Annotated in this window: 15 protein-coding genes; 14 read left to right on the forward strand and 1 reads right to left on the reverse strand. The window is 44.8% G+C overall.

The window, feature by feature from the left end; all coding sequences use genetic code 11:
• The first annotated feature begins 24 nt into the window (after window positions 1-24).
• From A8C56_RS22685 to bglX, 3 genes are all read left to right on the forward strand, one after another.
• Entirely contained in the window at window positions 25-1,809 is a 1,785-nt protein-coding gene (locus tag A8C56_RS22685) for a discoidin domain-containing protein (RefSeq protein ID WP_067760950.1), read from the forward strand.
• 126 nt (window positions 1,810-1,935) lie between these two features.
• On the forward strand, window positions 1,936-2,592 hold the full coding sequence (locus tag A8C56_RS22690) for a GDSL-type esterase/lipase family protein (RefSeq protein ID WP_067760952.1): 657 nt from the start codon (window positions 1,936-1,938) through the stop codon (window positions 2,590-2,592).
• Window positions 2,593-2,651: 59 nt separating this feature from the next.
• Entirely contained in the window at window positions 2,652-4,952 is a 2,301-nt protein-coding gene (gene bglX, locus A8C56_RS22695; RefSeq protein WP_067760954.1) for a beta-glucosidase BglX, read from the forward strand.
• Between the two features lie 203 nt (window positions 4,953-5,155).
• On the opposite strand, the gene A8C56_RS22700 is transcribed toward bglX, so the two are convergent.
• Entirely contained in the window at window positions 5,156-6,016 is an 861-nt protein-coding gene (locus tag A8C56_RS22700; protein WP_067760956.1) for a hypothetical protein, read from the reverse strand.
• 376 nt (window positions 6,017-6,392) lie between these two features.
• Here A8C56_RS22700 and A8C56_RS22705 point away from each other — a divergent pair, with 376 nt between their 5' ends.
• The 11 genes from A8C56_RS22705 to A8C56_RS24020 all read left to right on the forward strand — a co-directional run bounded on the left by A8C56_RS22705 (window position 6,393) and on the right by A8C56_RS24020 (window position 22,255).
• A complete protein-coding gene (locus A8C56_RS22705) occupies window positions 6,393-6,992 on the forward strand; it encodes an RNA polymerase sigma-70 factor (RefSeq protein ID WP_084490358.1) in 600 nt (199 codons plus the stop codon).
• Between the two features lie 55 nt (window positions 6,993-7,047).
• On the forward strand, window positions 7,048-8,154 hold the full coding sequence (locus A8C56_RS22710) for a FecR family protein (protein WP_067760958.1): 1,107 nt from the start codon (window positions 7,048-7,050) through the stop codon (window positions 8,152-8,154).
• Window positions 8,155-8,248: 94 nt separating this feature from the next.
• Complete coding sequence (locus A8C56_RS22715) at window positions 8,249-11,542, forward strand: SusC/RagA family TonB-linked outer membrane protein (protein ID WP_084490359.1); 3,294 nt, start codon at window positions 8,249-8,251, stop codon at window positions 11,540-11,542.
• A 39-nt stretch (window positions 11,543-11,581) separates the two neighbouring features.
• The gene (locus A8C56_RS22720; RefSeq protein WP_067762470.1) at window positions 11,582-13,048 is read left to right on the forward strand and encodes a RagB/SusD family nutrient uptake outer membrane protein; all 1,467 of its coding nucleotides are present in this window, start codon (window positions 11,582-11,584) and stop codon (window positions 13,046-13,048) included.
• Window positions 13,049-13,057: 9 nt separating this feature from the next.
• Window positions 13,058-14,491: a glycoside hydrolase family 30 protein gene (locus tag A8C56_RS22725; protein ID WP_084490477.1), complete on the forward strand. Its 1,434-nt coding sequence runs from the start codon at window positions 13,058-13,060 to the stop codon at window positions 14,489-14,491.
• 220 nt (window positions 14,492-14,711) lie between these two features.
• Window positions 14,712-15,644 carry a sugar phosphate isomerase/epimerase family protein gene (locus A8C56_RS22730; RefSeq protein WP_084490478.1) on the forward strand — a complete coding sequence of 311 codons (933 nt, stop codon included), beginning with the start codon at window positions 14,712-14,714 and terminating at the stop codon, window positions 15,642-15,644.
• 367 nt (window positions 15,645-16,011) lie between these two features.
• On the forward strand, window positions 16,012-17,067 hold the full coding sequence (locus A8C56_RS22735) for an NAD(P)-dependent alcohol dehydrogenase (RefSeq protein WP_067760962.1): 1,056 nt from the start codon (window positions 16,012-16,014) through the stop codon (window positions 17,065-17,067).
• Between the two features lie 320 nt (window positions 17,068-17,387).
• Window positions 17,388-18,662, forward strand: a complete 1,275-nt coding sequence (locus tag A8C56_RS22740) for a serine hydrolase domain-containing protein (RefSeq protein ID WP_067760963.1) — start codon at window positions 17,388-17,390, stop codon at window positions 18,660-18,662.
• A 69-nt stretch (window positions 18,663-18,731) separates the two neighbouring features.
• Window positions 18,732-20,213: a glycoside hydrolase family 30 protein gene (locus tag A8C56_RS22745; protein ID WP_067760965.1), complete on the forward strand. Its 1,482-nt coding sequence runs from the start codon at window positions 18,732-18,734 to the stop codon at window positions 20,211-20,213.
• 21 nt (window positions 20,214-20,234) lie between these two features.
• Window positions 20,235-21,761 (forward strand): glycerophosphodiester phosphodiesterase family protein, encoded by a 1,527-nt coding sequence (locus tag A8C56_RS22750; protein ID WP_067760967.1) that lies wholly within the window; start codon window positions 20,235-20,237, stop codon window positions 21,759-21,761.
• Between the two features lie 272 nt (window positions 21,762-22,033).
• On the forward strand, window positions 22,034-22,255 hold the full coding sequence (locus A8C56_RS24020) for a hypothetical protein (protein ID WP_071609360.1): 222 nt from the start codon (window positions 22,034-22,036) through the stop codon (window positions 22,253-22,255).
• The last annotated feature ends 232 nt before the right edge of the window (window positions 22,256-22,487 follow it).

Consider the following 22,487-nt stretch of genomic DNA (forward strand, 5'->3'; position numbering starts at 1 on the left):
TTAACAGCATTATTATGCCTTTTGATGCTTACTATTGTTGCTACGGCTCAATACCCCTCTCCGGCCGAAGAGGCGCAAGGGGTGAGGCACACCTATTGCAATCCCATCAATATAGATTATGGCTACACACCCATTCCCAATTTCAGCAAATGGGGAAGGCACCGCGCAACGGCAGATCCGGTGATCGTAAATTATAAGGGAGATTATTATTTGTTCAGCACCAACCAGTGGGGATATTGGTGGAGCAGTGACCTGCTGAACTGGAAGTTTATTTCAAAAAAATTCCTGCGGCCCTGGAACACCAATACCTATGATGAGCTCTGCGCCCCGGCAGTAGGGGTTGTGGGTGATACGATGCTGGTATTTGGTTCTACCTATACCCGGAATTTTACGCTCTGGATGAGCACCAATCCCAAAGCCAATGAGTGGAAACCATTAGTGGATTCCTTTGAAATTGGCGGCTGGGACCCGGCATTTTTTACGGATGAAGATGCCCGCCCGGATGCTTCGGCTGGACGGGGACGGGTTTATATGTACAACGGCAGCAGTAATGTGTATCCCATTTATGGAATTGAGCTGAACCGGAAAACCTTTCAGCCCATTGGCACACGCAAGGAACTCTATTTTCTGCAAAGCTGGCGCTACGGCTGGCAGCGGTTTGGAGAATATTCAGATAATACCTTTTTAGACCCTTTTATTGAAGGTGCGTGGATGACCCGGCATAATGGAAAGTATTATTTACAATATGGCGCGCCAGGCACTGAGTTCAGCGGTTATGCCGATGGTGTGGTGGTGGGTGATACACCGTTGGGGCCCTTTACGCCACAATCGGATCCTTATAGCATGAAGGTGGGCGGCTTTATAAGAGGCGCGGGGCATGGCGCTACCTTCCAGGACAATTTTAAAAATTACTGGCATGTTTCTACGGGCATCATTTCCGTAAAAAATACTTTTGAGCGCCGTATCGGTATCTGGCCGGCAGGGTTTGATAAAGACGGGCTGATGTACTGCAATACATCGTTCGGAGATTACCCTACTTACCTGCCTTCCTCGCTGGATGGTGAAACGGGAGATACCATGCGCTCCCTTTTTACCGGATGGATGCTGCTGAACTATAACAAACCGGTACAGGTTTCTTCTACCCTGGGCGATTATACGCCCAACAATGCGGTGGATGAGCTGATAAAGACCTACTGGAGCGCAAAAACCGGCAAGAAAGGAGAGTGGATCCAGTCGGATCTGGGTACTGTGTCAACAATAAACGCGGTACAGATCAATTATGCAGACCAGGATGTGGCTCCCTATCACTTAGGAAAGATCAACAACCAGTATCATCAGTATATGCTGTACTATTCAAAGGATGGCAGAAAGTGGACCGTGCTGGTTAATAAAAGCGCCAACAAAACAGATGTGCCCCATGATTATGTAGAACTTGAAAAACCGGTACAGGCGCGTTTTATAAAGCTGGAGAACATCCATATGCCCACCGGTAAGTTTGCCATCAGCGGCCTGCGCGTTTTTGGCAATGGGAACGGGGAAAAGCCCGGAGCCATAAAGGATTTTATCGTATTGCGTACAGAAAAGGATAAGCGCAGCGCCTATATAAAATGGCGGCCGGTTGATGATGCTTATGCGTACAATATTTATTATGGTATTGCCCCGGATAAGCTGTACAACTGCATTATGGTGCATTCCAGTAATGAATACTGGATGAAAGCAATGGATGCGCAAAAAACCTATTATTATTGCATAGAAGCAATAAATGAGAACGGGGTAAGTGAAAGGAGTAAAGTCATTAAAGTAGAGTAAATTCGCTATAACAGCACACAGATTGCATGGGTTGTCACAGCATATTTTAGATCTGTGCAGGTCTGCGAAACCTGTGAGCAAAAATCATGGAGACTTAGTCAATTAATTTGAAAATTAAAATCGGATATGAAGAAAATCTACCTGTTTGTTTTATTGTTTTTTATTCCTGTAACCATACTATTGGCACAGGAAGCGCCTTTTTATAAAGATATCCAGCATTTTAAAGAACTGGACCGGCAAAATCCTCCTCCTAAAAATGCAATACTGTTCATAGGCAGCTCCTCCTTTACCAAGTGGACGGATGTAAGCGATTATTTTCCCGGTTATACCATTATTAACCGTGGTTTCGGAGGGTCTACATTAAAAGACCTGCTGTATTATTTTAATGACCTGGTGCCTGTTTATAAGCCCCGGCAAATTGTAATTTACTGCGGCGAAAATGACCTGGCCAATGATCAGACACCGGCGGATACTGTTGTCAGCCGTTTTAAACAATTATATGATCTTATCCGTAATTACAGCAAAAATGTGCCGGTGGCATATATTTCCATGAAGCCAAGCCCCAGCCGCGCACGGTTTTTACCAAAGTTTATAGCTGCCAATGCTGCTATAAAAGCATGTATTCAGAAAGAAAAAAAGATCCGCTATATTGACGTATATGATCATATGCTGGGCCCCGATGGCGCTCCCGTACCGGGTATTTTTGTTAACGACAGCCTGCATATGAACGCGGGGGGATACCATATCTGGCAGCAGGTTATTCAGCCCTATCTGAAAAAGTAGGCAAATGTGCAAAACGGTATTCTAATGAACGATCCCCTGTAAAATAAAAAATCAAAATCATGCGATACAAAAGATTGCTGCTTGTTCCTTTGGTGATAGCCATAGCGGTTGTAAGTGTTTATGCACAGCCCGGCGATGCAAAGATGAAGGGTTTCGTTAGCTCTTTAATGAGCAGGATGACCCTGGAGGAAAAAATAGGGCAATTAAATTTGCCAAGTGCAGGCGAGTTTACAACAGGAACCGCTACCAATTCAGATATCGGTAAAAATGTGAAAGAAGGAAAAGTGGGCGGCCTTTTTAATATAAAAGGGGTCGCAAAAATAAAAGCCATCCAGAAAGTGGCGGTAGAAGAAAGCCGTATGAAAATTCCGCTGCTGTTTGGTATGGATGTAATCCATGGTTATGAAACTACTTTCCCGATCCCTTTAGGTCTTTCCTGTACCTGGAATATGCAATCTATAGAACAATCGGCACGCATTGCCGCTACGGAAGCCAGTGCCGATGGTATTTGCTGGACCTTCAGCCCGATGGTGGATCTTACCCGTGATCCGCGCTGGGGAAGGGTTTCAGAAGGCAACGGGGAAGATCCCTACCTGGGAGCACAGATCGCCAAAGCTATGGTAACGGGTTACCAGGGAAATTATGCGTCTAATACCAATATCATGGCCTGTGTAAAGCATTTTGCGTTATACGGAGCTGCGGAAGCCGGCAGGGATTATAACACGGTAGACATGAGCCACCTGCGGATGTATAACGATTATTTTCCTCCTTACAAGGCAGCGGTGGATGCCGGCGCAGGAAGTGTTATGGCTTCCTTCAATGTGGTGGATGGCATACCCGCAACCGGCAACCGCTGGTTGCTGACAGATGTGCTGCGGAAGCAATGGGGCTTTAAAGGTTTTGTAGTAAGCGATTATACGGGTATCAATGAAATGATCGATCATGGAATGGGCGATCTGCAGGCGGTTTCTGCACTGGCATTAAAGGCAGGTGTGGATATGGATATGGTGGGGGAAGGATTCCTGAAAACATTGAAAAAATCCCTTGACGAAAAAAAGATCACACTGGCTGAAATAGAAGCTGCCTGCAGAAGCGTGCTGGAGGCAAAATATAAATTAGGTTTATTTGCGGATCCTTATAAATATTGTAATGAAGAGCGCGCCAAAACAGAAATTTTTACCCCGGAGCACCGGAAAATAGCCCGGCAGGTTGCAGCAGAAAGTTTCGTGCTGTTAAAAAATACTCCTGCCCCTGAAGGGGATGGGATATTACCTTTAAAGAAAGCAGGCAGGATAGCGCTCATTGGTCCCCTGGCCGATGCAGCCAACAATATGGCCGGAACCTGGAGCGTGGCAACGGTACAGGACCGGTCGGTTTCCGTTTTGGCCGGGTTAAAAGAAGTGCTGGGGAGTAAGGGCGAGATCTTATATGCAAAAGGATGCAATCTGGATGCTGATCCGGCAATGGAAGAAAGGGCTACACTGTTTGGCAAGACGCTGAACCGCGACAGCCGCTCACCGGAAGCAATGAAGGCCGAAGCGCTGCAAATTGCAGGCAATGCCGATGTGATCATAGCAGCCATGGGAGAATCTGCAGAGATGAGCGGGGAAAGCAGCAGCCGGTCCGATCTGAATATCCCGGAAATTCAGCAGGATCTTTTGGCCGCGCTGGTAAAAACAGGAAAACCGGTAGTGTTGGTTTTATTTACAGGGCGCCCGCTGACACTGGGCTGGGAAGATAAAAATGTGCCGGCTATTTTGAATGTATGGTTCGGCGGCTCTGAAGCGGGAACAGCCATTGCGGATGTTTTGTTTGGGGATGTAACCCCTTCAGGAAAACTGACCATGACCTTCCCGCAGAATGTTGGGCAGGTTCCGTTGTACTACGCGCATCTGAATACAGGGCGTCCGCTGGGAGAGGGCAAATGGTTCCAGAAATTCCGCTCCAATTACCTGGATGTATCCAATGACCCGCTATATCCTTTTGGGTACGGATTAAGCTATACCTCCTTCAATTATAGCGATCTTCAGTTAAGCAGCACTTCACTCAAAGGCAACCAAACTCTGCAGGCAAGCGTTACACTGACCAATAAAGGTAAATACGATGGTGCAGAAGTGGTGCAATTGTATATTCGCGATAAAGTGGGAAGTATTTCAAGACCCGTAAAGGAATTAAAAGGATTTCAGAAGGTGCTGCTCAAAGCAGGAGAAGCAAAAACAATTACGTTCAGGATTACACCAGAGGACCTGAAATTTTACAACAGCCGGCTGAAATATGATTGGGAAACCGGGGATTTTGAAATAATGATCGGCGGCAACTCAAGGGATGTAAAAACGGCAACGGTGCATTGGGAACGGTAAATACAACGTGTTGACTATTTTTATCAGCAGCATTTTTATAATATTACCTGACCTGTTTTAATGCTTGGTTATTCTTATATTTATTAAATTATTTTTTTATATGGCCTTTCAATAAATTTTCTGGATATATTATCATAAAATAACTGCCAGTAAGAGATAATAAGGCTGAATTCATTTTCTTAAAGTAACCCGGGTTGCTGTAATTACAGGGTAGGTTTTAACCGGTCAATAAGCTCTCTGGTAACGGGCCTGGAATAGCGGACTTCTTTAAAACCGCCGTTATCATCTCTGGCCAGGGATGTGGTGTTATAGGTGTGTTTGTATATATATTCTAAATTTTTCCTGAAAATGTCATGCAATTGATTATAGCTGTAATGGACATTGTTATTGATTTCATAAACGGCGGTGGTCAATCCGGTATAGGCTGCATTTAACCGCTGGCCGGGAGTACCGTGATGATTGGGGGAGGAAAAAGCATAATCACCGGAACTGTAAATAGCCGTATAATAGGTCTGAATCTGTTTCCAATACCATTGTTTTTCCAGTCCCATGTAATACCCGGAGAAGAAATCAGCTTCCAGTTCCCGTTCCGTATTGTTGGCGTAATTTGCCCAGCCCAGCCTGAACTGAACTTCATGCCCCCATTCATGAGCCAGCACACCGTCAACAGGTAAAGGAGATACTTCATTGGGAGAAATGACGCTGAACCGGTTAACCATATAGTAGAATAAATAATATCCAAAATAAATATTGCCATTGGCAAGCGCATAAGCATTACGGTAAGCGTCTGAAGGCTCAAAAAGCAGCGAAACAGTAGCCGGAACCTGGTTCCAGAAATTCCGTTGTATGGATACCTCCTGGGCAAGAAATTTATTATTCTGCGCTTCCTTAAAGGTGAACGTGCCCGGGGAGCCAACAGTACCTGAATTTTTGTAGCCGGCCGCATAACCCAGGCAACCATTAAAGTCTTTCTCGTTGTCTGATGCCGGGTGCTCTTTGGAACAATTTAAACAAGCAAAAGTAATTAAGAACAGCAACCAATAGGTAGTGGAACTTTTCTTCATAAAACTATTTTAATTGTAAAGAATAAATGGTGTCCGGAAACCAGCCTGCCCTTTTGCAGGATACTTCAGGTACCAAAAATAACGGGGAACTTGTCAAAACAGTCTGTTGTATGCGTTACAAATAGTAACAGGAATGGAGTACAAAAGGTATACAATGCCCATTCGGTCTACTTTTATAGGAGCATGCTAACCGGGCCGGTAAAAATGTCAGGCCCGGGCTGTCAATATAGTAATCGAAATAAAGCTTGTATTGCTGTGTATTTATCCAGCTTGCGGACCCGGGAAAATTGCACCTGTTCCGGCTAAAGGATATTACCTGTATCGGAGCACTCGCTTTCTACTTCCCCTTTTACTATATATATTTGTGTGCGATTGTATGTTTGAGCAAAAACAACTGGACGGATCGGCCATTGAAAAATGGAAACTGCTGATTGCAAAGGATGACCAGCGGGCCTTCAGGGACCTGTTCAATCTGTTTGCGGAACGCCTCACTGCATTTTCCTATTCTATTACAAGAAACAGGGATGCTGCATCAGAAGTGCTGGATACGGTATTTATCAAACTTTGGAAAAACAGAAGATCGCTTGCGGATGTTCAAAACCTTACGATTTATCTTTATGCCGCGGTAAAGAACGCCTCATTGAATTATCTGGCACGTAAGGCAAATGAAAACCAGACCCAACCTTTCGATTTTATCAATATACAGCTAACCCATGACGAGCTGCCCGATCAAAAGCTTATTTCTGCGGAAATATTTGAGAAAATAAAAAAAGCGGTGGACGAATTACCCACCCGGTGTAAAATGATCTTTAAGCTGGTAAGAGAAGATGGATTGAAATATAAGGAGGTAGCCCGGGTGCTGAATATTTCTGAAAATACCGTAGATGCACAAATGGTTATTGCTGTTAAAAGGATCGGAGCAAGCGTAAGGCATTATTTCGATTATTTTCCGGGGCGGTTTCAAAAAAAACAATAATTCTTTTAGGGTGTAATTTCATTCTGACTGTCTTTATGGTTAGCAAAGCCATAGAGTGAGGGACCGGTTGGCCATATTATTATCAAGAAAATTATCTGGGGAAGCCAGTAATGAAGAACTAAAGGAGCTCGAGGACTGGATCAGGGAGCACCCGGAAGATCATTACTGGATCGATACAATGGAGCTGTTCTGGTACAATCCTACCAGTTCCGATTTTTCAGATCTGAACCTGGAAGCGCATATCCGGTATATTTTCAACCAGGCAGAAAAAGAAAGCGCTGAATTGCCGGAACAGGAAGGGGTGGTCTCAAAAAAGAAAAGATCCTATTCGGCAACGTGGATAAAATGGTCTGCTGTGGCAGCAACCCTTATCATCCTTGCAACAGGCGGGCTCTACCTGGCAGGAAAGCAAGGCTTCCTGTTTAACCGTACTAAAAATACAGAAAGTGAAATAGCAACTACTGGCGGTACCCGGTCACAAATAGTATTACCGGATGGCTCAAAAGTATGGTTAAATGCTTCCAGTAAGCTGCTGTATAATAAAAAATTCAATGACACTTTAAGAGAAGTTTTTCTGGATGGCGAGGCCTTTTTTGATGTCCGTAAAGACCCGGCAAGACCGTTCATTGTACATACGGCAGATATAGACATCAGGGTGCTGGGCACGGCATTTAATGTAAAATCGTATAAAGAGGATGCCACAGTGGAAACGACCCTGATCCATGGGTTGGTAAGGGTCATTAACAAAACAGAGCAGAATGCTTCAGAGGTCATCCTGCATCCCAAAGAAAAGCTGGTATTCCGCAAACCCGGCACAAAAGATCCTGTACCGGAAAGCAGTGCATCCACTGCACCGGTCACCCGTCCTTTACCGGATTATACGGTTTCCAGGATCTTACCGGTAAATTCGGATTCTGTTTTTGCAGAAACTGCCTGGGTCAACAACCAGCTTTTGTTTGACGGGGACCGGTTTAAAGATCTTGCCGTGAAAATGGAGCGCTGGTTTGATGTAACCATCTCTTTTGAAGACAGCAGCGTTGCCAGCTATCGCCTGAGCGGGGCCTTTGAAGATGAAACCATTAACCAGGCGCTTGGCGCGTTACAGCAGATCGCATCCTTTCATTATAAAATAAAAGACAAACATGTAATAATAAGTAAATAAAAGCCGGAAAATGCTGCAACATTAACCGGCTGTAAGATAAACGGAACGCCGTTAGAGAACGGGTTCCTATTTGTTTAACTCTAAAAGTAAATGTATGAAAAAAAACGTACCTGAGGAGCTTTTGCCTTCTTACAGGGTGCTTGTTAAAACATTGCTTATCATGAAGCTGGCAATTGCACTTATTTTCTTTACCGCAATACAGGTAAAAGCCGGTACAGCAGCAGGCCAGAACATTTCTGTAAATGTAAAAAATGCCGAAGTGAAGAGCGTATTGAAAGCAATTGAAAAAAGCTCAAAATACCGGTTCCTGTATAACTATGAGTTAAAAGGGCTGAAGAACAGGGTTGATTTCAGGGCGGAGGAGGCCTCTTTGGAAAACACGCTTAATAAATTGCTGGATGCCAACGGGCTTACCTATAAAATGGTCAGTAAAAATCTTATTGCGGTGGTTTCAAAAGACCCGGAGGAGAATGCTGAGATCAGGATAACCGGTAAGGTTACATCCCAGGCCGGCGATCCTGTTTCCGGGGCATCTGTACAGGAAAAAGGTACCAGCAACGGAACAATAACCAATAATAACGGGGAATATACGCTTACGGTTGGCAATAATGCGGTGCTGCAGATCAGCGCCATTGGGTATCAGTCCCAGGAAGTTCCTGTTGCCGGCAAAAATATAGTAGATGTACAGCTTGTTGCAGCCGTAACACAGATGGACCAGGTGGTGGTCATTGGTTATGGTACACAAACAAAAAAAGACCTGACAGGCGCAGTATCCGTCATTTCTGAAAAAGATATTAAAGACAGGCCTTTGGTAAATGCCGCAGAGGCCTTACAGGGTAAGGCTTCGGGGGTCAGCGTTGTTTCCAACTCGGGTAAGCCCGGTGCCGGTTTATCAATCCGGGTGCGGGGCTCCTCATCCATAAGCGCCGGGAACGATCCGTTATATGTTGTAGACGGAGTTCCGATGACAGATATTTCTTCGTTTTCAGCAACCGATATAGCCTCTATTTCTATTTTAAAAGATGCAGCATCCACTGCTATTTATGGTACACGTGCCGCCAATGGCGTGGTAATTATTACCACAAAAAAAGGGTCAGGAAAGGGAAAATTAGATGCAAATGTATATTACGGAATCAGCCGGCCAACAAAAATGCTCTCTGTTTTAAATGCCCGGCAATACCAGGCATATGCCAATCAGCTGACACCGGGGCTTATTACAGACTCCGCTGTAAATGCTACTAATATTAACTGGCCCAAAGAGGTGATCGGGAACGGGCATCAGGAAAATTACCAGCTAACCTATTCTAAAGGTGGCAAAGTGTTACAAAGCTTCGTCTCTTTAAATTATTTAAATCAAACGGGTATTATTGAGCCTGCCAAGTTCAACAGGTTCACTGCAAGAGGCAACTTTAATATCATTGCAACGAAATGGCTCACTATAAACTGGAATAATATTTATACCTATGATTATACAAATGATGTAACCGATAATCAAAGCGTGGCAAGAGGCGGTGTTGTATTGTCAGCACTTGAAACCCCGCCTATTATTCCCAAGTTTAATCCGGATGGAACGATCGGCTTTAACCCATATGGCAATAACTGGGAAAATCCCTTAGGCGCTATTTTAGGGCAATACAATAGAACCTATGCAAACAGGCTGGTATCAAATCTCGGTATTAATATCAAAATTGGCAAAAACCTCACTTTTGATTCAAAGTTTGCCATTGATTACCTCGATCAGAAGTATAACCATTTTCTTGATCCCTTCCTTACTACATATGGCCGGCAAACAAGAGGCCAGACGAATCAGACCAAAACAAAAAATCCCGTTTGGTTAAATGAAGAAACGCTGAACTTTACAAAAACCTGGAACAGCAAGCATCATTTCAGCGCACTGGGCGGGTGGACAGTACAGAAATCGTACAAGCGGGACTCTGTTCGCAGCGGCTCGGTTCTGGATCCTTCGCTCAATTATAATGATTATACCTGGGAAGCCATATACCAGATGGATTCTATTAAAAATCCTTCTGTCCGTAATATAGATGAGTGGGGGTTGATATCCATGCTGGGCAGGGTCATGTACGATTATGAAGGGAAATACCTGTTTCAGGCAAATATCAGATCAGATCAATCCTCAAAATTTGCAAAAGGCTACAGAACGGCAACCTTTCCTTCATTTTCAGCAGGATGGCGGATCTCAGAGGAGCCGTTTATGAAAGATTCAAAAATATTCAGCGATTTGAAGTTGCGGGTTAGCTGGGGTAAAAATGGTAACCAGGAAGGAATTGGGAGTTACAGCTATTTAAATACTTCCACTGTTGACCCGGTAACGGGAGGCCTGACCATCAATAATATTGCTCCTCAAAATCTGACATGGGAAACCACAACCCAATCCAATATAGGATTAGATGCAGGCTTCTTTAATAACCGGTTGAGTTTTACCGGAGATTTTTATGTTAAAAAGACCAAAAACATTCTGGTAAATATTCCGGTTTCTTCACAGGTAGTAGCTGTGGTACCTGTGAACGCCGGTGCCATGCAAAATACAGGAGCCGAGTTTTTATTATCCAGTAAAAACATAGCTGGAAAAGATTTTACATGGAATACAGATTTTAATATATCTTTTAACAGGAACAAAGTAACCGAAATAGGCCTGGGAATAAATACGTTAAATGTATTCGGCGGTATTTATGAAAGAGACAATGCCATTACATTAAGGACAGGGTATGGTTTGGGTGAGTTTTATATGTACAGGGCTGCGGGAGTAGATCCTCAAACCGGTTTACAGCTCTACTATACCAAAGATGGGCAAACAACATCAAACCCCGCTCCAAGCGACAGGGCATTGGTAGGAAGCGCCCAGCCTGATTTTCTGTATGGTTTGAATAATACGTTTTCTTATAAAAACTTTGACCTGGTCATCTTCCTGCAAGGTTCCCAGGGAAATAAAATATTTAATGCCGGCCGGTTAGAGTTAGAGTCTATGCGTAATGCGATCAATCAGAGCTCGGCAATTTTAAACCGGTGGATGAACCCGGGAGACGTAACAGACATTCCGGCCGTAAGCATCAATCAAAGTACCGCTAATACGCTTACCTCTACCCGGTTTTTAGAGAACGGGTCTTATTTACGCTTTAAGACCATTACACTTTCGTACAGGGTAGGGCCTAAAGTGCTTTCATCATTAGGGTTGAGGGCTGCCAGCATATATGTCTCCTGCAATAATTTAATAACATTTACAAAATATAAAGGGTTCGATCCTGAAGTGAGTTCTTATGGTAGCCCCACCAATACTACAGACAACAGGAATATCTCTATTGGTATCGATAACGGAGCGTACCCGCAAACAAAAATGGTACTGCTTGGAGTTAATATAGGCATACTATAAATGATTATTAAAGAAGCCGATTCTTTTAAAATAATTTTTATGAAACAAACTATTCAATTTAGATATATATCCATTGTTCTGGGAGCCTTTATCATAATGGCCGGGTGCAATAAGATTCTGGATCTTGAACCGAAACCTCCGTTGGTAAAAACGCCGGTAGAAAATGTTAATGTAACTGCCACTGATGCCGAAAATTTATTACAGGGCATATATGATGCAGAAACAGGGTATGACAATGGATTGGAGTTTAACGTGCTGGACCGGATCACCAACGGAGATGTATGGGCAGATAATTGTTACGCCGGTGGAGATAATGCAGCTAATATTACGATTGATTTGTTCACCGCAAATGCGTTGAATGATAATATCAGGAGAGACTGGGTGGATGCCTATGCGATCATCGGTAAGGCAAATAATGCACTGGCACAGATAAGCAACAGTACCGATGCGTCTCTTGTCAGCCCTCGAAAAGAACAGATATTAGGTGAAATAAGGTTTATGCGGGCATTCACTTATTTTGATATGTTGCGTTTATATGGAAATATTCCGCTTTTACTGCAGCCAGCAGATAACAGCAGCTCTGAGGCATTGATTCAATCCACGATAGTGCCGCCAGCTGCACCCGATACGGTATACAATGCTATTCTTAATGATTTATGGTATGCAAGGGCAAATGTTAGAAATGACAATACGCAAAAAACAAAAATGATCGTGACCAAAGGAGCAGCCAATGCCATGCTTGCAAAAGTGCATGCTACTATGCCTGAACCCAACTGGGATTCGGTGGCTTATTATTGCGATCAGGTAATTCCTAATTACAGCCTGTTGCCCGATTATACTTTTTTATGGGATAATGCACACAAAAATAATAGTGAAGCCATCTGGGAATTTTATTATCAGGGGTACTCTGTTGTTGGCAATTGGATACCCAGCCAGTTTATCGGGGAAGGGTGGAAGAAATTTTCAACACCTACCAATGACCTGGTAAATACCTTTAGAGCAGAAGGCGATTCCATCCGCTTGCATGCATCTGTAACATTTGTGACTTACGGATGGAGCGACAACTACTGGAAAAATCCATTCAACTATCCTGTTTTGTCGAAGTATAATGATCCAACTAACGGCACCAATGACTTTTACCCGATCAGGCTGGCCGATATCTTATTGCTAAGGGCGGAAGCCTATAATGCCAAAAATAATACAGGCCAGGCCGCCGCGTTATTAAACCGGGTCAGGAACAGGGTGCACCTTCCAAACACCACAGCCAATACACAGCAGGATATGGCAAATGCAATAGCAAAAGAAAGGCGGCTTGAACTGGCGTTTGAGGGACATAGAAGATTTGATTTATTAAGAACAGGGACGGCAATTACGGTTATGAATGCGCAACAGGATGGCAGCGGTAAAAGCCTTAACTATAATGTGCAGTCTACCCAGCTTATATACCCTATACCCCAGCAGCAACTGGATCTCAACCCTAAACTGGTACAAAACCCCGGGTATTAAATGTATGTTATGATGAAAAAACGCTTATGGAGCTTACCGGCCATCGGATTGGCGCTTTTATTTATCCAATGTAATAAAAAAGCCAGCCCCGGCAAGACCAATGGGCCGGCAGAATATGATATACTCCATCCGGACGCATGGATCACCAAAGCAGACCAGTCTGCTTTGTTACAAAAAACAGATCTGAGCACTGCGGAGGTAGCAGGCAATAGCCCGGTGATCACTATAGATACGTCCCGGCAATATCAAACGGTAGACGGGTTTGGTTATACGCTTACGGGCGGCAGCGCAGTGCTGATCAACCAATTGCCTGCGGAAAAAAAACAGGCATTGCTGGAAGAATTGTTTGGTAATAATGCCAATGCTATTGGCGTCAGTTATCTGCGGTTAAGCGTCGGCGCTTCTGACCTGGATTCTGTTACTTTTTCCTATAATGATCTTCCCGCGGGGGAAACAGATGTTGATCAGTCAAAATTCAGCCTGGCGCCGGATCAATCCAATCTGATCCCCGTTTTAAAGAGGATCCTGGCCATTAATCCCGCTATAAAGATCATTGCAGCGCCCTGGAGCGCCCCTGCCTGGATGAAAGATAATAACAGTACCAAAGGCGGATCACTCAAGCCGGATTATTATGATGCGTATGCCACCTATTTTGTAAAATACATTCAGGCAATGCAGGCAGAAGGAATTACTATTAATGCCATTACCCCGCAGAATGAGCCGTACCATCCCGGTAATAATCCAAGCCTTTATATGACGGCTACGATGCAACGGGACTTTATAAAGAACCACCTCGGACCTGCCTTTGCAAAAAATAATATCCGGACAAAGATTGTGGTATATGATCATAACCTGGATAAACCTCTGTATGCGGATACGATATACCAGGACCCGGGTGCATCAAAATATGTAGACGGCGCGGCCTTTCATTTATATGCCGGGGAGGTAAGCGCCATGGGGCAGCTGCATGACCGGCATCCGGATAAGCAGCTGTATTTTACGGAACAATGGACCGGCAGCCGGGAACCATTTAACACCACTTTGCTGTGGCATATAAAAAATGTGATCATCGGCACCCTGCATAACTGGAGCAAAATAGCATTGGAATGGAACCTGGCAAATGACCCTTCCTTCCGGCCTCATACGCCCGGGGGCTGTACAGAATGCAAAGGCGCTGTTACCATAAACGGGAACTCCTTTACACGCAATGTTTCCTATTATATCATAGCCCATGCGTCAAAATTTATTCCGCCGGGGGCCAGAAGAATTGAAAGCGCACAGGTGAACGGCCTCTCCAATGTGGCGTTTATAACCCCGGCCGGTAAAAAAGTATTGCTGGTGCTGAACGAAAATGTAACCCCTGTTTCCTTTAAGTTGCAGGATGGAAAGGCCGGTGCTCCTATCAGCCTTCCGGCGGGTTCCGTAGCCACGCTTGTCTGGTAGGGTATCTGGCAAACAGGATGAAAAGTTCATTACAATGACGGCCTTTTGTGCTGCTGTCCTGTATATGTCGTTTGGTGCAGGACCATTGCCGGGGCAACAAAGCCCAAATAGTGTATTTTTACGATGTGCAGCCTTCTGAAAGGATCAATTTAAAAAAGCGGAACCTGTTTAGTAATTGCCGGTTGCACAAAACATACAATGATTGCTTAAAATGAACAACATGGATCAGAGCAGAAGAAATTTCTTAAAATCATCATCCGCAGCAGTGGCAGGTTTGCTGACCCCGTTTACAGCAGTTACAGCAAACCCGGATCTCCTGAAGATGCCTGCCGGCGCAGGGTTTCAATTACTGGTAATGGCAACCAACTGGGGCTTTAACGGAACGGCCACAGCGTTTTGTGAAAAAGCAAAACAGGATGGATATGATGGGGTAGAAGTGCTGTGGCCCGCAGACCGGCAACAGCAGGAGGCGATCTTAACAGCCGCAAAAAAGCAGGGGCTGAAAATTGCTTTTCTTTGCCGGGGCGATGAGCCGGATTGGAAGCAGCAACTGGAAACCTTCAGAACGGTTACCGCAGGGGCGGCTGCTAATACAATACTACAACCCCTCTATATCAACTGCCATTCCGGGCGTGATTTTTTTGAAGAAGAGCAGAACCAGTCGTTTATTGATGTTGCCGCAGGTCTTGAAAAACAAACGGGCGTAAAGATGTACCATGAAACGCATCGCTCACGCATGCTATTTGCAGCCCATATCACAAAAAAATTTATTAATAAAAATCCGTCATTAAAATTAACATTGGATATTTCTCACTGGTGCAATGTGCATGAGAGCATGCTGGAAGACCAGGCCGGAGCAGTAGCTGCCGCCTTAGAGCATACAGCACATTTTCATGCCCGCATCGGGCACCCGGAAGGGCCGCAGATCAATGACCCCCGCGCCCCGGAATGGGAAGCAACAATAAAACAGCATTTTGCATGGTGGGATAAAATTGCTGAACGAAAACGCCGGAACGGGGAGGTAATGACCGTGCTTACAGAGTTTGGCCCGCCTACCTATATGCCTGCACAGCCCTATACACAGCAACCGGTGGTAGACCAGTGGGCTGTAAACCTGTATATGATGAAAATGCTGCGGCAGCGGTATCAGTAACAGGTACCAGAAAAGCGCTGCATGTAAGCCTGCCTGCGGTAGCAGGTTCATGGAATCCGATCATTCGGATGACGATCTCTATGATGTTCATCGGGCGCATTAATTTTTGAAATTTGTGACAGTTATTTCCGGGTCAGAACCAGGAACACGATAAACCGGCACAGCCTGTAAAAAGGGAATGTAATAAATAGTACCGGAAAACATTATTCACTGGCACGAAATAATAACAGCAATTGTACAATGCATTCCGTATATTGGTTTCCCCAATGGAATGAATGCAGTGAACAGCATTATAGAAACTTTGATGAGCTGCGCATTAAAAAAGGAGCATAAAGAATAAAATAATAAATTTTAAAACAGATATACAATGGAAACATTTTCAGCAAAAGCATATGGCACGCAGGCAGCAACAGTACCGCTGGCTGCATTAAATATTCAGCGCAGAACCGTTACACCGCATGATGTGGAGATCGAGATCCTCTATTGCGGTGTATGCCATTCCGACCTGCATACGGTAAGGAACGAATGGCACAATACCGTTTACCCTGTTGTTCCGGGTCATGAGATCGTAGGAAAGATAGTAGCCGTGGGCGATCATGTAAAGAAATTTAAGGTGGGCGACCTGGCCGCGATCGGCTGTATGGTAGACTCCTGCCGGGAGTGTGCTCATTGCCAGGAAGGATTGGAACAATACTGCGAAAATGGGAATACCTTAACCTATAACGACCCGGATAAATTCCTGGGCGGCCAGACCTATGGCGGCTATTCAGAACGTATTGTGGCCGATGAGCACTTTGTGCTGCGGGTTCCGGAAAATCTTGAGCTGGCTGCAACGGCGCCCCTGCTTTGTGCCGGAATCACAACCTGGTCTCCTTTAAGGCACTGGCAGGCAGGGCCGGGGAAAAAGGTAGGTATTGTTGGCATTGGTGGGCTGGGGCATATGGGCATTAAGCTGGCAAAGGCCCTGGGGGCTGAGGTAGTGGTATTTACAACTTCTGAATCAAAGTTTGAAGATGCCAGGCGCCTGGGCGCGGATGAAGTGGTGCTATCCAAAGACCCGGAACAAATGAAAGCCTATAACGGATCGCTGCATTTTATCCTGGATTGTGTTTCCGCAGCGCATGATATTAATGCATACCTGGCCTTGCTTAGGATAGATGGCACATTAGCATTAGTGGGCGCACCGGAAAATCCCCTGCCGGTCCAGGCCTTCAGCCTGATACCGGGCAGGAAAAGTTTTTCCGGCTCCACCATTGGAGGCATTGCCGAAACCCAGGAAATGCTAGATTTCTGTGGAGAGCACAACATTGTAGCCGACATTGAGCGCATCAATATCCAGCAGATCAATGAGGCATATGAACGCCTGCTCAAAGGCGATGTGAAATACCGCTTTGTTATTGATATGGCGTCCTTAAAAAAATAGAGCAAGGTTTCCGCAGCACATTTCGCAGAAAAGTCAATGGAAAACCCTGCATAAGTCTGCGCATTCAGCGGGAGACAAGTCTTTGGAAAGGCCCGATGAATACGCGCCTGCCGGCGAGGCAGGAGTTTCACAGAAAAGTAAATCAGGAATCCCGCGTAAGTCAGGGCAATCTGAGGAGAACAAGAATTAATTGGTGTACTGAAGAGCGCGCAGCATTATCATCAGTGTTATTCTGGGGATGCTGCACAACCCTGAGCCAATGATTTTTACCAGGCGCAATACTGCTGATTTATTTGTAGCTTAGAAGCCAAATTGCTGAAATGAAAAAATGGGGCTTGCTAAGTGTTGGAATGGTGCTGCAGTTGACCATAGCTGCACAATCCAAAGTATTAATGCCAGGGCCTGCAGCATCCAACGGATTTTCTGACGAACGCCTGCAGCGCATTGATGCGGTCATTAAAGAATATATCCGGCATGGCTGGATCAAAGGCGCCACCGCCTTTATTGCACATGATGGCGTTATTGTTTATAACAAAGCGTTTGGCACCGGCAATGCGCAAACCAATGCTTCTTTAAAAACGGATGACATTTTCCGCATTGCTTCCCAAACAAAGGCCATTACCAGTGTGGCGGTGATGATGCTGTTTGAGGAAGGAAAATTCCTGCTGGATGATCCCATTTCAAAGTACATTCCGTCCTTCGCTCATCCCGGAGTGCTGGATCAGTTTAATGAAAAGGACAGCAGTTATACAACCGTTCCTGCAAAACGGGAAATAACGATCCGGGATCTGCTTACCCATACTTCCGGGCTGGATTATGCGCAGATCGGCTCGCCGAAAATGAAGGCGATTTATGCAAAGGCGGGTATACCTGCAGGTTTTTTGCCACATCCTCAGAAACTGGCAGATGCCATTGATAAGCTGGGCACCCTGCCATTAGTGCACCAGCCGGGTGATGGCTTTACTTATAGTTTAAGCGTGGATGTTTTGGGCAGGCTGGTAGAAGTGGTCTCCGGCATGAGCCTGAATGATTTCTTCCGTAAACGGATCTTTGAGCCGCTGGGAATGAAAGATACCTATTTTCATTTGCCTGATGCAAAACGCTCCCGGCTGGTAAGCGTTTATACAGAAGATAAAATAACAAAAGCACTCATTCCATGGGCAGATACCACATTCCGTGGCATATCCGTTGATTACCCGGTAAACAATAACGGGTATTTTTCCGGAGGAGCAGGCTTGGTATCCACCACTGCAGACTATGCCGCCTTTCTGCAAATGATGGTGAACAAGGGAGAATATAACGGCAAACGCCTGCTGTCAAGACATACTGTGGAAATGATGACGCAAAACCAGATCGGGGAGTTGCCCTTTGGCGCCAATAAATTCGGATTGGGGTTTGAAATAACCACGGATAAAGGGTTCCTCAAGCTGGGCCAGTCTGCCGGAAGCTTTGCCTGGGGCGGTTTCTTTGGCACAACCTATTGGGGAGACCCCCGGGAACATATAGTGGCGCTGCTGTTTGTGCAGCAATGGCCGTTCAGCCATGGTGAACTGGGCGATAAATTTAAAGCCCTGGTCTACCAGGCATTACAGTAATAGGCAGGAAAACAGGCCTTTTCTTCCGGTAAAGGATTTCCGGACCCGCCGGCATAAAAAAATATACAGATGAAAAAAGTTTTTAATCTTGCTTTTGCAATAGCCCTGTTGGGCTGTAATAATCCGCAAACGACGATGAACGCATTAACAAAAGAAGAAAGCAACGCTCCGTCTTTTTCTCTTGAGGGGAGAACTGCATCCATTTATACCTCCGCAGATACAGCCGGTTACCGGCTTTTGGAAACAGACAGTGGGAAAGGGTTTACTGATATGGGGCAGCCCAAAGAAACCCAGGTCTGCGTTTTTGCAGATCCGTCAAAAGCATTTCAGACCATTGTGGGCATTGGCGGAGCCATTACAGATGCTGCAGCTGAAACATTGGCAAAACTGCCGGCTGCTACCCAGGACTCTTTATTAAATGCCTATTATGACCCGGCAGCAGGAATCGGGTATACATTAGCCAGAACCAACATCAATAGCTGCGACTTTTCCAGCGATACTTATAATTACGTGGCCGATAATGATTCACTCTTAAATTCATTCAATATTGCGCACGATGAAAAATATAAGCTCCCGTTCATTAAACGGGCTATGGCAATTGCCAAAGGAAAGCTGAAGTTGTTTGTAAGCCCCTGGAGCCCTCCTGCATGGATGAAGGATAATAATGATATGCTGCACGGAGGCAGCCTGAAAAAAGATTTTTATCATTCCTGGGCGGAGTATTATATAAAATACATCAACGCACTTGAAAAACAGGCAATACCTGTTTGGGGGCTTTCTGTACAAAATGAGCCTATGGCAACCCAAAAATGGGAATCCTGTATTTATACAGCAGAACAGGAGGCGGATTTTATAAAAACAGCCCTTGGGCCGGCCCTGGAAAAAGCGGGCATACAGGATAAAAAACTGATCATATGGGACCATAACCGCGATCTGATCTATCAGCGTGCAAGCACCACATTAGCAGATCCTGATGTTGCAAAGTATGTTTGGGGAATTGGTTATCATTGGTATGAAACCTGGACCGGCAGCGATATGATGTTTGAAAATCTTAGAAGGACCGCTGAAGCGTTCCCCGGTAAACAGTTGCTGTTTACGGAAGGCTGCAGGGAAAAGTTTTCAATGGACAGCATTCATAACTGGAATCTCGGAGAAAAGTATGGCATGTCTATGATCAACGACTTTAATGCCGGTGCCGCAGGCTGGACAGACTGGAATGTGTTGCTTGATGAAACCGGTGGCCCCAATCATGTTGGTAATTTCTGTTTTGCGCCGGTGCATGCCGATACCAGGACCGGCCGGCTCATTTATACCAGCGCCTATTACTACCTGGGGCATTTTTCAAAATTTGTCCGCCCGGGCGCAAGGCGCATTGCAGTAGCTACCAATCGTACCGATCTGCTGGGAACAGGGTTTCTCAATACTGATGGCAGAATAGCCGTTATAGTAATGAATAAAGGCGGTCATGACCTGCAATACAATCTTTGGATAAAAGGCAAAGCAGTTGCAATAAATGCCTTAAAACATTCAATACAAACAATTCTGATATAGCGATTATAAAACTGGAGAATCATGTTGAAATTAATTACAGGCACAGGAATTTTATGTTTATTGGCCGCACTGGCATTTGCGAACCCGGTTACTGATAAAGACAAACCTTCCGGCAATGGTATAGTGGCCCATCGCGGGGCATTTAAAAAGAACGGACTGCCGGAAAATTCGATAGCCTCTTTAAAACAGGCCATTGCATTACAATGCGCCGGTTCAGAGTTTGATGTGCAAATGACATCCGACGATTCACTGGTTATCAATCATGATCCGCATTATAATAAACAGACCATTGAAAAAACCACGTATGCAGTGTTAGAACAGACCCCTTTGTCAAATGGAGAAAGACTGCCAACATTGCGCGAATATCTTTTGGCCGGTTTACAGGATAACCGGTCTACAAAGCTGGTGCTGGAAATAAAACCATCTGTGGTCAGTAAGGAGCGGGGGCAGCAGGTTGCAGAGCGCGTGGTAAAGATGGTACACCAGCTGTACGCTGCGCCTAAAACCATTTACATCAGTTTTGATTATGAGATCTGTAAAAAAGTAAAACAACTGGATCCCCAAGCGCACGTACAATATCTGAATGGAGATAAATCCCCAGCAGCGCTGAAACAGGATAACATTGACGGGGCCGATTACCATTTCTCTGTATTTCAAAAGAATCCGGAATGGATTGCACAGGCAAAGAAGAACCATATTGCCTTAAATGCCTGGACGGTGAATGATGCCGCGGAAATGGACTGGCTCCTGGCCAATGGCTTTGATTTTATTACTACTAATGAACCGGAGCTGTTAGCAGAGCGTATGAAGACCGCGCCTGTTTCAAAAGGATGGAAGCTGGTATGGAGCGATGAGTTTAATAAAGATGGATTGCCGGATGCTGCCAGATGGGGCTATGATGTAGGAGGAAATGGCTGGGGTAATAACGAGCTGGAATACTATACAAAGGCAGACTCTAATAATGCGGTCATAAAAAACGGGAAGCTGTTGATTATTGCAAAAAAGGAGAAGAGGGGGAAAAATACGTATACATCAGCGAGGCTGGTTACCAAAGGCAAGGGCGATTGGCTGTATGGCCGGGTGGAAGTCAGCGCTAAACTGCCTGCCGGTAAAGGTACCTGGCCTGCAATATGGATGCTGCCAACAAACTGGAAATACGGAGGCTGGCCAGCAAGCGGTGAAATTGATATAATGGAAAATGTAGGATTTAATTCTGATACTGTTTATAGCAGTGTGCATACAAAAACATTTAACCACGTTATTGGTACGCAAAAAACAAAAGGCTTTTATCTGAACGATGCAGATAAAACATTCCATGTGTACGCTATGGAATGGAATAAGGACCGGATTGATTTTTTTGTAGATGATCAACGCTTTTTTTCGTTCAGCAATACCCGTAAAGGCTTTGCCGAATGGCCGTTTGATCAGCAATTTCACCTGATCTTAAATGTTGCAATGGGCGGTAACTGGGGAGGCGCACATGGTATGGATGAAAACCTCAGCAAGGCTGTTATGGAGGTAGACTATGTACGGGTATTTCAGAGATAAAACGGGAGAAATGAAAAAGCAGGGTGGTTAATAAACATTTGCCATAAAGAAAACTTAATTTTAACAGGGTCCCCAACAATTGAAATTCATCTGTGTTAAGTTATTATGAATTAGCAATAGCTTATATAGTTATTGGCAGGTTCATAAATAGATTTGTGTACAGATAGAGGTAATGGCGGCTAACGTTCATTTGTTTTAAAACAAGGAAAAAACTGCATAAATTTTGCCATTTATTTCATATCTTACACTTATGAAAGAGTAAATTTTGAGTGATGAAGAAATCGTATCGTTTAATAGGTTTTGTGCTATTAGGAGTTGCAGCATCGGCTGTAACAGGTGCTATTTGTGAGGTGCGCAGGAGGAACGCTATGAGGCGTTTACTGGAAACGTCTAACGAGGGATACGAAACTGCTCATGATATTATTTATCCTGAAAAGGGTTCCTATCGTCGCACCAAAAAACTCCGTTATGGTCCCATTTATCCCGGTATGTAATTTTTACCGGTAGGTATTCTTAAGCTCCTTCAATACACATTTAAGTTGCAAAAATCATTGCAATGTTTTTTCTGGGCAGTCCTACAGGAATGGACTGTACGCCTGGTTGGTTCGCTTTGGCAGAAAAACCGGGTAAAATTGAAAAAGTGTTGTTTCGCCGGGCGGCTGCAGAACCTTTGTCAAACGGATCGTGCCTGCCTGACCCGGGATTGGTTTGCACCATTCTGAAAAT

Source organism: Niabella ginsenosidivorans (genome assembly GCF_001654455.1).
GTDB lineage: Bacteria > Bacteroidota > Bacteroidia > Chitinophagales > Chitinophagaceae > Niabella > Niabella ginsenosidivorans.